Source organism: Sulfitobacter brevis (assembly GCF_900112755.1).
Lineage (GTDB): Bacteria > Pseudomonadota > Alphaproteobacteria > Rhodobacterales > Rhodobacteraceae > Sulfitobacter > Sulfitobacter brevis.
The window spans coordinates 1-13,695 of record NZ_FOMW01000032.1 but is presented as its reverse complement, the minus strand read 5'-3'; the positions used below and the strand labels follow the sequence as shown (position 1 = coordinate 13,695).

The 13,695-nt window shown below is 54.7% G+C and carries 9 protein-coding genes and 4 pseudogenes; 8 read left to right on the top strand and 5 right to left on the bottom strand.

Translation table 11 applies throughout. The features are described 5' to 3' along the window. Positions 1–194: 194 nt before the first annotated feature. Positions 195–3,098: a Tn3 family transposase gene (locus tag BM174_RS19680; RefSeq protein WP_093925371.1), complete on the bottom strand. Its 2,904-nt coding sequence runs from the start codon at positions 3,096–3,098 to the stop codon at positions 195–197. Positions 3,099–3,192: 94 nt separating this feature from the next. Between BM174_RS19680 and BM174_RS19675 the strand changes: the two genes are divergently transcribed. Together BM174_RS19675 and BM174_RS19670 are read left to right on the top strand one after the other, a co-directional pair. Continuing rightward, complete coding sequence (locus BM174_RS19675; protein ID WP_093925370.1) at positions 3,193–3,798, top strand: recombinase family protein; 606 nt, start codon at positions 3,193–3,195, stop codon at positions 3,796–3,798. 33 nt (positions 3,799–3,831) lie between these two features. Then, positions 3,832–4,410: pseudogene (locus BM174_RS19670) on the top strand (IS5 family transposase); the annotation flags it as partial. On the opposite strand, the gene BM174_RS21205 reads toward BM174_RS19670, so the two are convergent. Next, on the bottom strand, positions 4,361–4,825 hold the full coding sequence (locus BM174_RS21205; RefSeq protein ID WP_093925530.1) for a hypothetical protein: 465 nt from the start codon (positions 4,823–4,825) through the stop codon (positions 4,361–4,363). The pseudogene BM174_RS19670 and the gene BM174_RS21205 sit on opposite strands and share 50 nt — an antisense overlap. A gap of 339 nt (positions 4,826–5,164) precedes the next feature. Between BM174_RS21205 and BM174_RS19660 the strand changes: the two genes are divergently transcribed. Further along, positions 5,165–6,286: a hypothetical protein gene (locus tag BM174_RS19660; protein WP_093925529.1), complete on the top strand. Its 1,122-nt coding sequence runs from the start codon at positions 5,165–5,167 to the stop codon at positions 6,284–6,286. A gap of 664 nt (positions 6,287–6,950) precedes the next feature. On the opposite strand, the gene BM174_RS19655 is transcribed toward BM174_RS19660, so the two are convergent. Further along, complete coding sequence (locus tag BM174_RS19655; RefSeq protein WP_093925528.1) at positions 6,951–7,244, bottom strand: helix-turn-helix domain-containing protein; 294 nt, start codon at positions 7,242–7,244, stop codon at positions 6,951–6,953. Beyond that, on the bottom strand, positions 7,241–7,582 hold the full coding sequence (locus BM174_RS19650; protein ID WP_093925527.1) for a type II toxin-antitoxin system RelE/ParE family toxin: 342 nt from the start codon (positions 7,580–7,582) through the stop codon (positions 7,241–7,243). Before BM174_RS19650 ends, BM174_RS19655 begins: the two co-directional genes overlap by 4 nt. Before the next feature lie 562 nt (positions 7,583–8,144). Here BM174_RS19650 and BM174_RS21675 point away from each other — a divergent pair. From BM174_RS21675 to repC, 4 genes and pseudogenes are all read left to right on the top strand, one after another. Further along, a pseudogene (locus tag BM174_RS21675) lies at positions 8,145–8,332 on the top strand (hypothetical protein); the annotation flags it as partial. Positions 8,333–8,916: 584 nt separating this feature from the next. Then, the gene (gene repA / locus BM174_RS19640) at positions 8,917–10,119 is read left to right on the top strand and encodes a plasmid partitioning protein RepA (RefSeq protein WP_093925526.1); all 1,203 of its coding nucleotides are present in this window, start codon (positions 8,917–8,919) and stop codon (positions 10,117–10,119) included. Between the two features lie 81 nt (positions 10,120–10,200). After that, positions 10,201–11,193, top strand: coding sequence for a plasmid partitioning protein RepB (gene repB, locus BM174_RS19635; RefSeq protein ID WP_093925525.1), 993 nt, complete (start codon positions 10,201–10,203; stop codon positions 11,191–11,193). A gap of 165 nt (positions 11,194–11,358) precedes the next feature. Further along, positions 11,359–12,645 carry a plasmid replication protein RepC gene (repC, locus tag BM174_RS19630; protein WP_093925524.1) on the top strand — a complete coding sequence of 429 codons (1,287 nt, stop codon included), beginning with the start codon at positions 11,359–11,361 and terminating at the stop codon, positions 12,643–12,645. A 14-nt stretch (positions 12,646–12,659) separates the two neighbouring features. Here the strand turns inward: repC and BM174_RS21485 are convergent. Beyond that, positions 12,660–12,881: pseudogene (locus BM174_RS21485) on the bottom strand (integrase); the annotation flags it as partial. A 61-nt stretch (positions 12,882–12,942) separates the two neighbouring features. Between BM174_RS21485 and BM174_RS21480 the strand changes: the two are divergent. After that, positions 12,943–13,695: pseudogene (locus BM174_RS21480) on the top strand (IS3 family transposase); the annotation flags it as partial.

Genomic DNA, 13,695 nt, shown 5'->3' with positions numbered 1-13,695 from the left:
GGGGTAGATTCCGGTAGGGGGCAGGATGACACCCTAAGGCCCTTGGGCACTGTTTTTCGCCGCCTGTATTTGCCTGTTGAGCGCGGTGTGAGCCCGCCCAGGGCGTCACACTGGACGGATGCCTGCAACAGCCTGCGAAGTTGGCAAGATATAGGGGGTGATTACTTCACATGACAGTACGGGGCAGGATTGTCTCACAAGGCGGCCACGGTGCGCTTTGTCCACCTGTATTCGCCTGTGAGGAGGATGTGGGCCCATCCGAGAGGCGAGATGTGCCCCAGAAGCTCGTCAGAGTCATCGAGTCCGACGCGTTTTCGTGCCGCCACTGCCTGCCCGAGGCGTTTGGTGTTCCAGTAGATGATTATGGCCGCCAGCAGGTTCAGCCCTGCCATACGGTAGTGTTGACCTTCGACGGTCCGATCGCGGATTTCGCCCTGCCGCCCGATGCGCAGGGCGTTTTTCAGGGCGTGATGGGCCTCGCCCTTGTTGAGACCAATCTGGGCACGGCGCTGCATGTCGGCATCAAGCAGCCAGTCGACGATGAAGAGCGTGCGCTCGATGCGGCCGATTTCACGCAGGGCAAGTGCCAGCTCGTGCTGGCGTGGATAGGCTGCGAACTTTTTGAGCAACTGACTGGGCGGCATGATGCCCGCTGCCATCGTGGCCACGGCGCGTAGGATATCCGGCCAGTTCTGGATGATCAGGCCCTCTCTGATCTTACCGCCGATCAGACCGCGCAGCTCCTTTGGCGCGGCGGCCGGGTCGAAGAGATACAGCCGTTTCGAGGGGAGGTCCCGTATGCGCGGAATAAACCGGAAGGCCAGCAGCGAGGTGACGGCAAAGACGTGGTCGGTGAAGCCACCGGTGTCGGCATACTGCTCTTTGATCTTTCGGCCCGCTTCGTTCATCAGGAGCCCGTCCAGGATGTAGGGTGCTTCGCTCACGGTGGCGGGAATGTTCTGCGTTGCGAAGGGTCCAAACTGATCGGAGACATGCGTGTAAGCCTTTAGCCCTGGTTCAGATCCGTATTTGGCGTTGATCAAATTCATCGCTTCACCTTGCCTCGCGGCGGGGAAGAATTGTCCGTCGCTGGACGCGGTGACGCCGCCACCCCAGAACTTGGCCATGGGCAGGTTCGCTTGCGCATCGATCACCACTGCGAGCGCCCGGTTGATGGCATCGCTTTCGATGTGCCATCGCGACAGGCGCGAGAGCTGCATGTAATCGTGGGTGTTGGTGGCCTCGGCCATTTTGCTCAACCCAAGGTTTAACCCCTCGGCCAGCAATACGGTCAGCAGCCCAATGCGATCCGTGCAGGGGGAGCCAGTGCGCACGTTCGTGAAGGCATCCGTGAAGCCGATGTCTTCATCGACCTCCTGCAGCAAATCGGTGACACGCACGGCGGGCAGACGGTCATAGAGATCAAGCACCAGAGCCTCTGCTGCCTCGGGCACGGCTGCGGGCAGCCGGTCAACTTTCAGAACGCCGTTTTCTATGGAACCGCTGGGAATGGCCCCAGACCGCGCTGCCTTGGCCAGCCGGTCAAGCCCATCAGTCAGCCTCGCTTTGCGATCTGCAAGCCAGCTTTCCGGATCGAATGGGACCGTCAATCTTGGCGTTACCCGTGCGGCCTCAATCGGCACCAAAGCCTGTTTCAGGTCGGCATAGCGCCGTGAATGCGCCAACCAGATATCACCCGATCGAAACGCTTCGCGGAGATGAGACAAAACGGCCACCTCCCAAAGCCGGTGATCATCATCCGCCTCAGTGTTGAGGTGGCGGTGCCATTTTGAACTCCGCCGCAAAAAGCTGGTGGACTGGTGTTTGCCATTTCGGCCATCTGCAACAATTCGTCCCGCTTGCATCAAAGGCAGCGCCACAGGGGCCGCGTGGATGTCCAAAGCTCGCAGCATGCGTGGTGCGTATCGCCGGAACCGATGATACCCCTGCACGACGTGGGCGATTGGATCAGCGGCCATCGTATCCGTTAACTCTGCCGCGGTTGCCACAAGGCCTTCCAGCTGAAGCCAACCACAGGACGTTTCGGTCGCCACATCAAGAGATGCCTCATCCCCCTTGGCTTCCAAAAGCGCCGCCCCCAGGTTTTTGAAGGAGCAAAGCGTGTCGCGCAGGGCGGATTTCGCTTCCGTGATACGCGCGTCGCAAAGTCTCTTCGCTTCCTGCCAGGTTTTGCCTACGATCCGGTCATGGGTCTCAACCACCGCATCGGCGATTCCCGCGTGCCATTCCACCGCGCAGACCGTCAAAATGGCAAGGCGCCGATCGCTGGTGATGTCCCTCAGACCGTCCGCAAAGTACCTTTCGCCCTGACGACGCAGGCGTGTAATCCGATGGGGCGGCACTCCTTCCAGAATAACAGGCGACACCCCCAAACCCTGCAAGAATTCCAGACGATCCAGAAGGCGGCTGGCACCCGCTGAGTTTTTCCCCACCTCGAACTGCCGGAGCCAGATGAACCGGCTGACAGTGCCATCAACCATGTCCGTCAACAGATTATCCAACTGGCCCTTCAACCCCTCATCGAGATGAGCCACGATCCGGCCATCTATCCGCCGCTCAGCGGCAACAAGCGCGTCAGCGCAAAGGCGTTCGATGACAGACACACCGGGCAGGACCGTTTGGGTGCGGCGGCATTCCTCGATAAACCTCCGGGCAAGGTCTTCATTTGATCGAGCGGTTTCTGCCTCGCGTTCGAGCCAGCCTTTCAGATCACGCGCGCCACGACCAGCGAACATCTTGTAACCGTATATCGCTCGCAGGGCGTGCAGATGTTGCTGCCGAGTTTGACGCCGCGCTGCATAGGGCAGGATTTCATCACCTGTCAGACCCAGTTGGGCACCGATAAAGCGGATGACCTGCTCTGGGATGACTTCACCGGAAGATAGAAATCGACCAGGATAGCGCAAGGCGCAGAGCTGCAAGGCGAAACCAATCCGGTTTTCCGGCCGACGTCGTTCGTTGATGTGGTCAAGGTCATCGTCGGCCAACGTGTAATTATGCAGGATCGTCACCTCGTCGGTTGGCAGGTCGAGCAGGCTTGTGCGCTGTCGTTCGGTCAAAATGGAGCGTCTTGGCATGGTGCATTGTCCTTGTTAGTCATTAGTTTGTTTAGGACAATTTTGACCTCAACAAAATCAACGCCTTACAAGACCTAAATCCAAGGGGGTTCAATTGGGACAGCGCGCCGCCATCTATGCCCGGGTTTCCACCTCGGATCAGTCCTGCGAACGGCAGGTGGCAGAGTTGACAGCCTTTGCCGAACGCGGTGGCTTTGACGTGATTGGCATCTTTAAAGAAACCGCCTCTGGGACGTCCTCAAACCGGAGCGCCCGTAATCGCATCATCGACCTTGCACAAGCTCGTAAGATTGATGCAGTTCTTGTCACCGAACTGTCCCGCTGGGGCCGCTCGACCCAGGACTTGCTGGACACCCTCAACAGATTGGTAGGCTGGAATGTCTCTGTTGTCGCTATGAGCGGCATGACCTTCGAACTCGCCACGCCCCACGGCCGGATGATGGCTACCATGCTGGCTGGCATTGCCCAGTTCGAGCGTGACTTGCTGAGCGAACGCGTCAAATCCGGCCTCGCCGCCGCCCGCGCGAGGGGTAAGAAATTAGGCCGTCAACCAGGGCAGCGCCCTAAATCCGATAAGCTTGCACCAAAGGTCATTCAAGCCGTGACAGATGGTCGATCATATCGTTGGATTGCACGGGATCTCGGCATCAACAAAAATACCGTCCTGGATATCATGAAACGACATCGCAAAAACCCTTAGGGTGTCATTCTGCCCTCTACCGGAATGGACCCCAGTACTGGCCTGAAGATCTTCGGTGAGGGCGAATGGCTGGAGAAAAGGCATAAAACAAAGCGTAAACGGCGCTCTTGGCGCAAGCTCCACCTCGGTCTTGATCTTGTCAGTGGTGAGATTGTCTGCTCTGATCTCACCAAGGACGACGTCGGCGATCCGACGGCGCTGCCAGGTCTTTTGGATCAAATCGACGGCCCGGTTGATCGGTTCCTTGCAGACGGAGCTTATGATGGAAAACCAACATCTGATTTGCTTACTGCTCGGTTTGGATCGCTGATCGAGCTGACGATCCCACCCCCCAAAAACGCATTACTGAGCCTAAATGCAGCCAAAGATCCGACGGTACGTGACCGCCATATCGCCGACATCGCAGCCCGCGGGCGGATGGCCTGGCAGAAAGCCACTGGCTACAACCAACGCAGCCGGGGCGAAACCCTCATGGGCCGCTGGAAGGCGGTTATTGGGCCAAAGCTAAAGGCGCATACCTTCGAAAATCAGAAAACAGAAGCCAGGATTGGCGTTCGGGTTCTCAATCAGATGACCGCACTTGGCCGCCCAAGTTTTGAACGTACCGCCTGAATTCCGTCTCGGGTAGGGCGCGCTCTGAGGTGCAGTTGATCTGTGCAACACGGCCGTTCTGCTGCCCGTCTGTCTGTGTCGCCGCCTCACCCGGCGTGCCGAGCCGCGCCATCAGGCGCGCGCAGCTTTCGCTGAGCAGGCAGATGTCATGAACGGCGGGATCCGCCGGGTTCAGAAACATCATATCCATCGGACCCTCTTGTCCGATATCCTCCAGCGCGAGCAGCCGGTGCAGCCAAGTCAGTCCGCGGCGCTGGCCGGTGTTAAAGCCGGGCGACTTTGCCAACGACTGACGCAACCGCTGCAACCGCCACAATGCCGGCGCTCCGCCGAGCATCAACACCGCGTTCTGGAGGTGAAGGTCGTTGCGCGACAGAAACTGGAGCGCCAGGGCGCGTTTTTGAGATTTGGTCATGTCTTTCTTTCTTTTTACATTCCCGGGGCCTGTTGCCCGGACAAGCTGCCGCGCAAGACGCAGCACGAAGAGACATCCAGTCAGATTTAAACTCACCGCTTTCCTTCGCTCATAGGAAGCCGGTCAGCCCTGCCCTCTGGATGCTCACACAAAAGCGAGCATCCAGAGGGCAGGGCTGACCAGGTAATTTACTGCCTCATGGTCAAGCCGATGACCCAAAGTTGCGCCTTTGGAAAAATAATCTGCCAAACCGGTTTCCGTGTTTTGAAAGCGAGACCCACGTTGGGGTCATGGACGCTGACATTGGGTTTGCGTGCCCTTACTAAACAGGAAATATTCATGACTCCCACCTCGACCAACCACGCCATCCACGCCCTGCAAACGGCGTATTCGCCATCTCACTTTGAAACTTTCGATTCCCTCACCGGCTTGATGAATGCTATGATAGAGACTGGTATTCGCCTTGCACTTGAGTCTGGCGCAGATCCCGTAGCCGAATTGCGTGCCCTGGCCGCGGGGCACGAGGAACTGATGGCATCCTCCGACTTTACCGCGTTTCGAGCCTTGGTGAGCCGTACAAGAGCTGCCGGGAACGGATACGGCACCAATCACAAAATTCCTAGAACAAGGGTTGGTAAAGCCGATCGGTGTCGGTCAGAACTTGCACGTCTGGCTCTCGGCAATGCCTGGGACTCGCAGACCACAATGCAATTTTGCTTTCGACAGCTGGCTGTTCTGATGTGCGCCGCCATGTCCCCAGGTGAGGAAATGGATTATTTGAACGAAATCATTGCCGACGTTCAGCGAATGGTCGCGACACATAGCGGGATCTGGACGACGCAGATGCCTTCCACAGAGACCGAGGGAGAAATTCTGCAGATAGATGTTCCCGTGTTGCCGACCCGATTTACGCTCGGCGCCAATTTTGAGAACATCACCGCGCAACTGTTCGCGAAGTTCGGGGCGGCGCGCGAAGGTGATCTTTTGGGCATTCTAATGCATCACGCATGTCGCGATGACGGGCCAGAGCCTGCCTCCAAGATTGTGGCGCAAATCCGGCAGACTGCCGCTGGACCAGCGCTGTGTAAATTTGACGCAACAGAGTGGAACGGCAGTAGCGACATTCTCGCCCTGCGAGGGCTTACGGGGTCGCCCTATTTCACCCAAAGTATGTTTGAAGCTATTGAGTACGATACCTGTTGCGGCGAATTCTATAGTGCTCACTTCAACGGTTTTGGCATGGTTGTATTTGGCGAGAACAGCTTTGACTTCATCTTTGACTACGAAGAAGATTCGCTGCCTCCCGTAACACTGCTGACAGAACACGTCCGAATGTCACCAAATACCTCCAGCGCGGTCCAGGGCGCGATAAAGATTCTGCGTCAGCATCCTGAACTGAAGTGGGTTGGAGAGCTCGAGCACGTCGCTGCGCCCTTATGCTGGGCAACTGCAGCTGAGTAATCATCTTGATATCGAATGTTAGCTCGCGCTGAAATCGGCTCGGTCTGGAGGACGTCAAGAAACTCTGGGGCGCATCGAAAGATGTGCCCCAAGATTAATGACGAGTGCATGTCGATGCGGAAAACAACTTGGGCGGCCAATAACTGGGTCTTTCGTCACGAGCCTTGTCGGCGCTGGACAAGGGTTTCGCTCTTATGTGCAGGAACTGGCATTGCAGACACTGTTGGGCTGCACCTTGCACTGTTAGTCCATGGCTCAGGCGATGTCGCCCTATCAGGCCTATCAGGCCGTTGTTCATGCCGACCAAAGGGCCGCGGATCTAGTCACTGAAGAGACCCCTGCCCCGCGCACTATTAATGTCCACCGCGCCTTCACCTGCCGGCAACATAGTGAGCAAGAGAAGTCGGGTATCGGATGGCCTCGGGGTGTACCAGCGCGTTCTTGAGTGGTGAGATCATGGCAATGAAAATCGACCCAAAGCGTGCGGTAGTGCCTTTTCACTGCTCGAGAGAGTTGGATCACCACGTCGCCGCAGGTGTTGCTATTATCAGCCCAGTTAGTCATCCCAATGCCCGTGTTTCGCGATCCTATAACCGCGTGTTGAATTTGTGCGACACCTCGCGCAAAAAGCCCGCAAGTTCGCTATTTGGACGTACGCCCCGGTTCACGCGCCTCGCAACAAGTCCTGAACGACTGATGGCTTTTTGGCGATAAGTGCTAACAGAACCTGTGCCGGTCCAGTCGGATGCCGACGTCCGTGTTCCCAATTTAGCAAAGTTCCCTTTGCCACACCAATGCTTTTGGCGAACGCGGCTTGTGACAGGCCGGTTTGCTGTCGGACCTCTGCGACATTGACGCTAGTTACAGTAACGTCATGCACCTTCGCATCAGCGGTATCACCGTTAGCAAAGGCTAGAGCCTCTTCCAGTCCATTTTTTACGCTCTCAAATGCGCTCATGTTCCATCTCCATATCTTGAGACAATCGCTTTGCTCATCTCCACGGCCGCAGCTTGCTCTGTCTTTGACAGGTTGGCCTTCTCATTTTTGGCGAATACAGTGATCAGAAAAATCGGCATGTGAGTTCCGCCAAATACATAGATCGTCCTGAATCCACCACTCTTACCGCCTCCGTCCCGAGGTATACGTACTTTGCGCAGACCACCGCCGAGGGACACACCCGCCTCAGGATTGGCTGCAACGAAGCTTATTGCAGCTTCGCGTTCTTGGTCAGACATGATTGCCTTGGCGCGCCTCTGAAATTCGGGCAGCTCAACAACAGTCTGCAATCGTGTCATTGCTTCAATCCATTTATACGTCATTGGCTTATGTGTCAATGACGTATGTCATCGTGAATGCGCATGCAAGTCATAATACGGCTGATTTCGACGCCGTCTTGCCGACTCTGAGAGATCGTTCATCTGTTGTTTGGTTTTTAGACTTTTGATCATGAACATTACAATGCTCTATGCCCGTCCGACCGAGAAGTTGAGCAGCCTACTATGACTAGTGAAATCAATTCGGGTCCCCGTGGTTCAGAAGCTCCAGAGTAAAACTCACTAGATCGGCTGATTAGATGCAAGGGCGTTCAAGTAACAGTCTCGGGACGCCTATAGGCGTCGAAACGCTAAGCGTCGCTGATCGTTTTTCTTGAATTAGATTAGTAAGAAGAGCCTGCCTGTGCGGGAAAATCCAATGAGAAGCTCACAAGTCCCATTGCGGCCATCTGCTTTCTCCTGATGTGTTGAGTTGCTCGACAATGCTGGTCGCAGCTGTCGTCCCGTTCACAAAGGTTGTTCCCGCTTTTTCCCCTGCCCCTGCCCCTCGCCGCTGACGCTTCGCCTTCGGTGTGCCCGAGCCTTAGCCAGCAGCAACCCCATGGTACCGACGTACCGTGTCCTTGGCCGCTCCCTCGCATACCTCGCGGCAAATTGGTCGAGTGCGGTGGCATGTGGAAGAAGCAGAACAGAGTCACCGGCGCTTACTACTTCATCCTGACGGTCCGCGATCACGACTTCATTGCCAATCTCGGCAAAGCCGCGAGCTAGGATGACATGCCCCTGCAAGCCATCATTCCTTCGGGTTCTAAAGAGGCGGCATAAACCCAAATCTTGGTCGATCCTTAGGATCGACAAAGAACATCAAAGGTCAACTATTTCGAGTAAATCGGGTCAATAATCAAAGAGAATCGGGACTCGATAATTTTGCGATGCGCACTGTTAGGCGAGACCTATTTTTCACTCACACGAAGTTTTTGAAGCTCAAGTTCGTGCAATAGTCAGAAGCTGAACACTGCTCGTCTGCATGCGCAAAGTGTTAAGTAGCCACCTACTGTAACGACCACCGCCATCAATTTGACAGCCGTGCAGACGTAGAATTATCGTTTATATCGATATAGTTAAATAATTTGCTCTAGGCGAAATTAAACGCGCTATGCGTTTCACTCCAGCAGATGCGGCGAAAAATTGCGCCAATGGATTGGATACCACAAGATGTGGGGCTCTCGCCGAAAATCTAAAGGCATAATTCCCATTGTGGAAAACATGTTGCCCGACTCGCCGTTCCACGTTAATGACACTTATATAAGAGAAATCGTGCTAAAAGCGATATTTGATGAGAGCGGGCGGTGACTATGAGGGAATTTGAGAACAATGGGGCTACTATACCCTTCGACGAGATCATCCTTCAACAGGGGGAATTGATTTCTGACAGACTCAATATGTTGCGCATGGAGCAGTATCCTCCCGACGCTCAGAAGAGTTTACGCCAGTTCAGCTTGGCCGAAGTGGCGTACTTTCTCGGGGTAACCCAGTCAAACATCAAGAAATTGCATCTTGAGGGCAAAGGCCCTGAGCCAACAACTTCAACTTCAGGGCGGCGTAGTTATTCTGGGGAGCAGATGCTGGAGCTAAGGGCCTACCTTGATAAGCACGGTCGTTCTGGGAAAAAGCGATATGTGCCACATCGGCAAGAAGGTGAAGACCTCCACGTCATATCGGTTGTGAACTTCAAGGGTGGCAGCGGAAAAACGACAACCGCAGCCCACCTCGCCCAGCACCTTGCGCTGCGCGGTCATAGAGTTCTCGCGATTGACTTGGACCCACAAGCATCGTTGACAGCGCTTCATGGAATTCAGCCAGAGTTGGATGAGGTGCCCTCCCTATACGAGACATTGCGTTACGATGAAGAACGGAAATCTATAACTGAAGTAATCCGTAAGACGAACATTCCAAACCTCGATATCATTCCTGCAAGTCTGGATCTTCAAGAGTACGAGTACGATACGCCGGTCGCCTTAACGAGCAAGGACCCGCAGGCTGGCCGCGCGTTCTTCACACGCATCTCAGAGGCATTGAAAGAGGTCGATGATCGCTACGATATCGTTGTAATCGATTGCCCCCCGCAACTCGGATATTTGACCCTAACTGCTCTTACAGCGTCGAGTTCAGTCCTGATCACCGTGCACCCCCAGATGTTGGACGTAATGTCTATGAGCCAGTTTCTTCTCATGTTGGGCGGTATCATGAAGACAATCCGCGATGCGGGTGCTCAGATGAACCTTAAATGGTTTCGCTATCTTGTGACCCGCTTTGAGCCAACAGATAGCCCGCAAAAACAAATGGTCGGCTTCATGCAAGCCATGTTCCCCGGCCAAATGTTGCAATCTCATATGGTCAAATCCACAGCAATTTCTGATGCTGGGATTACCAAGCAAACACTTTATGAGGTTGAGCGCGCCCAATTTGTACGCGCCACGTATGACCGTGCAATGGACTCACTTAACGCCGTGAACGACGAAATCACTGACCTCGTTCATGAAGCTTGGGGACGCTAAAAATGACAGTTTTTGACAGCCGTGCAGATTTAGAAATTTGGACTATGAAAATCCTCGTCGCAGTTCGTTTGGAGGACCATCATGGCACGTAAAGACCTCTTGAAAAGCGTGATGGAGCCAACCGCCGATAAGGCATCTGATGGCGGGCGCACGAACTACGCAATGCGCGGCGCATCTAAGTCCATGAAAGTTTCCATCGATAGCCTCGCCGAAGATGCACGCCGCATGATGGATGGCGAAACGATTGTTGAAATATTGCCAGACCTAATCGATAGCTCGTTTATTAGCGACAGGCTTGGGCTAGATGACGAAGCGTTTCAAGAACTCAAGGCCTCTATAGAAAAGGGGCAACAAGACACACCGGTATTGTTGCGACCTCATCCCGAAACATCTGGTCGATTTATGGTGGTTTTTGGCCATAGGCGTGTGCGCGCAGCCGCCGAGTTGGGTCGTATGGTTCGCGCTGTCGTTAAGTCCATGGACGACGTTGCTCATATTCTTGCGCAAGGCCATGAAAACACAGCTCGAGCTGACCTGTCGTTTATTGAAAAAGCGGTCTTTGCGAGAAGTCTCTCAGATATTGGGCAGCCTAAAGATGTAATCATGTCTGCGCTCACCGTGGATGGAACACTTCTTTCGCGTATGCTGTCCGTCGCGCAACAAATCCCACGCGACGTCATCGATGCCGTGGGTCCCGCGAAACAAATTGGCCGGGATCGCTGGGAAGGCTTCAAGAAGCTGATGACGGTACCAGCAAACATAAAGTTGGCGCAGCAATTGGTGAGTGACCAAAGCTTTGCCGAGTTGCAAAGTGACGCACGGTTTGAGCTGCTTCTGAGCAAGCTTTCTGAAAAGGGCAGGGCGCTTCGTAAGAAGACGAAACGTGCGACCTTAGAAAAACGTACTTGGACCGCCAATGGCGGACGGATCAAAGGTGTTGTTGGGAAGTCTGGCAAAGCGTTCAGCGTCTCACTGACATCAACAGACGCCTCGGAGTTCGGTAACTATCTCGCCGAGAACCTTGATGGCCTCTATGAAGCATTTCTCTCGTCAAAACAGGAGAAGACCAAGTGAATTAACGGCAAAAGAAAAGCCCCCAAACCAAGCGGCCTGAGAGCTGATCTAATCAATCTGAACACCTGATAGATACCTCTCCCGCGAATCGCTGTCAACAAAGCAACACCGATTTGGTGAACGGATTTCTTTTGCCTCCACATAAAGCGGAGGTGGAATACAGGCATGAAACAATCAGGTTGGCGCAAGCCGACACCGGGTCTTGGCATTGCTGAACAGCTTGCCCAAGCCGGTGAAGGGTTAACTATACCCAAAAACAAGGCACTTCTTGCCTGCAAACGCGTGGCCGCGCACATCGGGCTTAAGGCCAGCGATATGATGCTGCTCGATACATTCGGGGCATTTACCCAGCCACAGGACTGGGAAGAGGGCAGGCGGCCCATTGTCTGGGCATCTAACGCCTATTTGATGGAACAGACGGGGTTTTCCCTTTCAGCGCTCAAACGGCACGCCAGGCGGCTCGTTGACGCCGGTGTTATTGCGTTCAAGGACAGCCCTAATGGTAAGCGTTGGGGTCACAGGGACGCTGAAGGACATATCATCGAGGCCTATGGCTACGATTTGGCCCCAATGGCTGCGCGCGCCGAAGAATTCGAGATCCTGTTTGGGCATCTAAAAGCTGAGCGGCAACTCTGCGCGCGTGCCAAGCGTCAGATTACGATCGCACGCCGCACCATCCGCGCAAAGATCGAGATCGCAACGGAGCAAGCTCTAAGCGGCCCCTGGGATGCCTTCACAGATGCCTTCCAGTCGTTGTTAGACCGTCTCCCAAAGCGCTCGGCCAACTCTGACTGGCTGTTTGACCTTCTTGAGCGCTTTAATGCACTAAAAGACAAGATCGACTGTCTGTTTGCGGATCGCGACGAAGCTGTTGAAATTACTGTGGAAAACACAGAGATTATCGCAGTCCAGTCTTCCAGGAATACTAAAGAAATGAACCCCAAGGGGTCCAATTATGAACCTCACATACCATATACAAATCAACTTCATCCTGTAATTAGTAATTCCTCTGAACACAAGGAGGCGGCGGATGTGGTGCCCAGAGAGGCAACCGAACCGCCCGTAGAAACCAAGCAGGATAATTGGAGCACAATCGCCAAGAAACCACGGGGAACTGTGCTGGATTTGGGCACGGTGATGCAGGCATGCCCTGGATTTACCCAAATGGCCCGCGATCTAGGTGGCTACATTGAAAACTGGAGCGAAATGCACCGTGTTGCCGGACAGGTTCGGCCCATGGTCGGTGTTTCGGAACACGCCTGGGCTGTTGCGCAAGAACGGTTAGGCGCACAAGCGGCCGCTGCCGCAATGGCGCTGATTTTCGAGAAGTTCAGTGATGGCGAAGTGGCATCACCCGGCGGGTATCTGCGAGGCATGGTCGAGAAAGCCGGGGCAGGGGAGCTGCATCTGGAACGGAGTTTCTACGGACGTTTGAGCGGGAAGGCGGCGTGATGCATCTTGCGCGATCACAACCCGGCAGCTTTGGTCAAATTCACGCGGAACCTGTCTCTGCGCCGTTGGTATCTGCGGGTCATCTCAGCCGAGACCTGACCGAGGTGTTTCTGGACGAAACGCTCGTCAACCTCAGCGCTAGAGGCAAGGCCGGCCCGCAGGGAATGGCCGGAGTACAACGCAAGACGCTTCTTTTCTGGCAGGTCGCTCCGAATGCCAGCGTCCAGTACAGTTTGGTCTTGCCACGGTTTAGTTCCGGTCTCTTTCGAGCAATGTTTGCTATGAAGGAGATAAGGAATGGCAAAGAGATACACAGACGAGTTTCGACGTGATGCAGTGCGCATTGCGGTTACAAGCGGCTTAACAAGACCGCAAGTTTCATCAGATTTGGGCGTGGGTCTTTCGACTTTGAACAAGTGGGTTCAGAAGCATCAGCATGACGATCTGATGTCGGGCCCGCACGAGGACGTCGAAAAGGAGAATGGACGCCTTCGCAAGGAAGTCCGGCTGCTGCGCGAGGAGAGGGAAGTGTTAAAAAAGGCGGCAATCTTCTTTGCGGGCCAAAGCCGATGAGGTTTGCTTTCATCGATGCCTGGAAAGAAGTTTGGCCTGTAGAATTTCTCTGCCGCATCATGCAGGTCACATCGCGGGGGTTCCGTGCATGGCGAAGCCGTCCAATGAGCCGCAGGCAGCGCGACGATATGGTGATCTTGGCACATGTCCGCGAACAACACCGTCTGAGCCTGCAAAGCTATGGTCGGCCTCGTATGACCGAAGAGCTGCAGGAGCTGGGACTGAAGGTCGGACACCGGCGCGTAGGTCGTTTGATGCGTGAGAACGACATCAAGATCATCAGAACCCAAAAATACAAGGCCACGACTGACAGCAACCACACGTTCAACATTGGGCCCAATCTACTGGATCAGGACTTCTCAGCTGATGGCCCCAATCAAAAGTGGGCAGGAGACATCAGCTACATCTGGACCAGTGAGGGCTGGCTTTATCTGGCCGTCATCCTTGACCTGTACTCTCGCCGCGTCATCGGTTGGG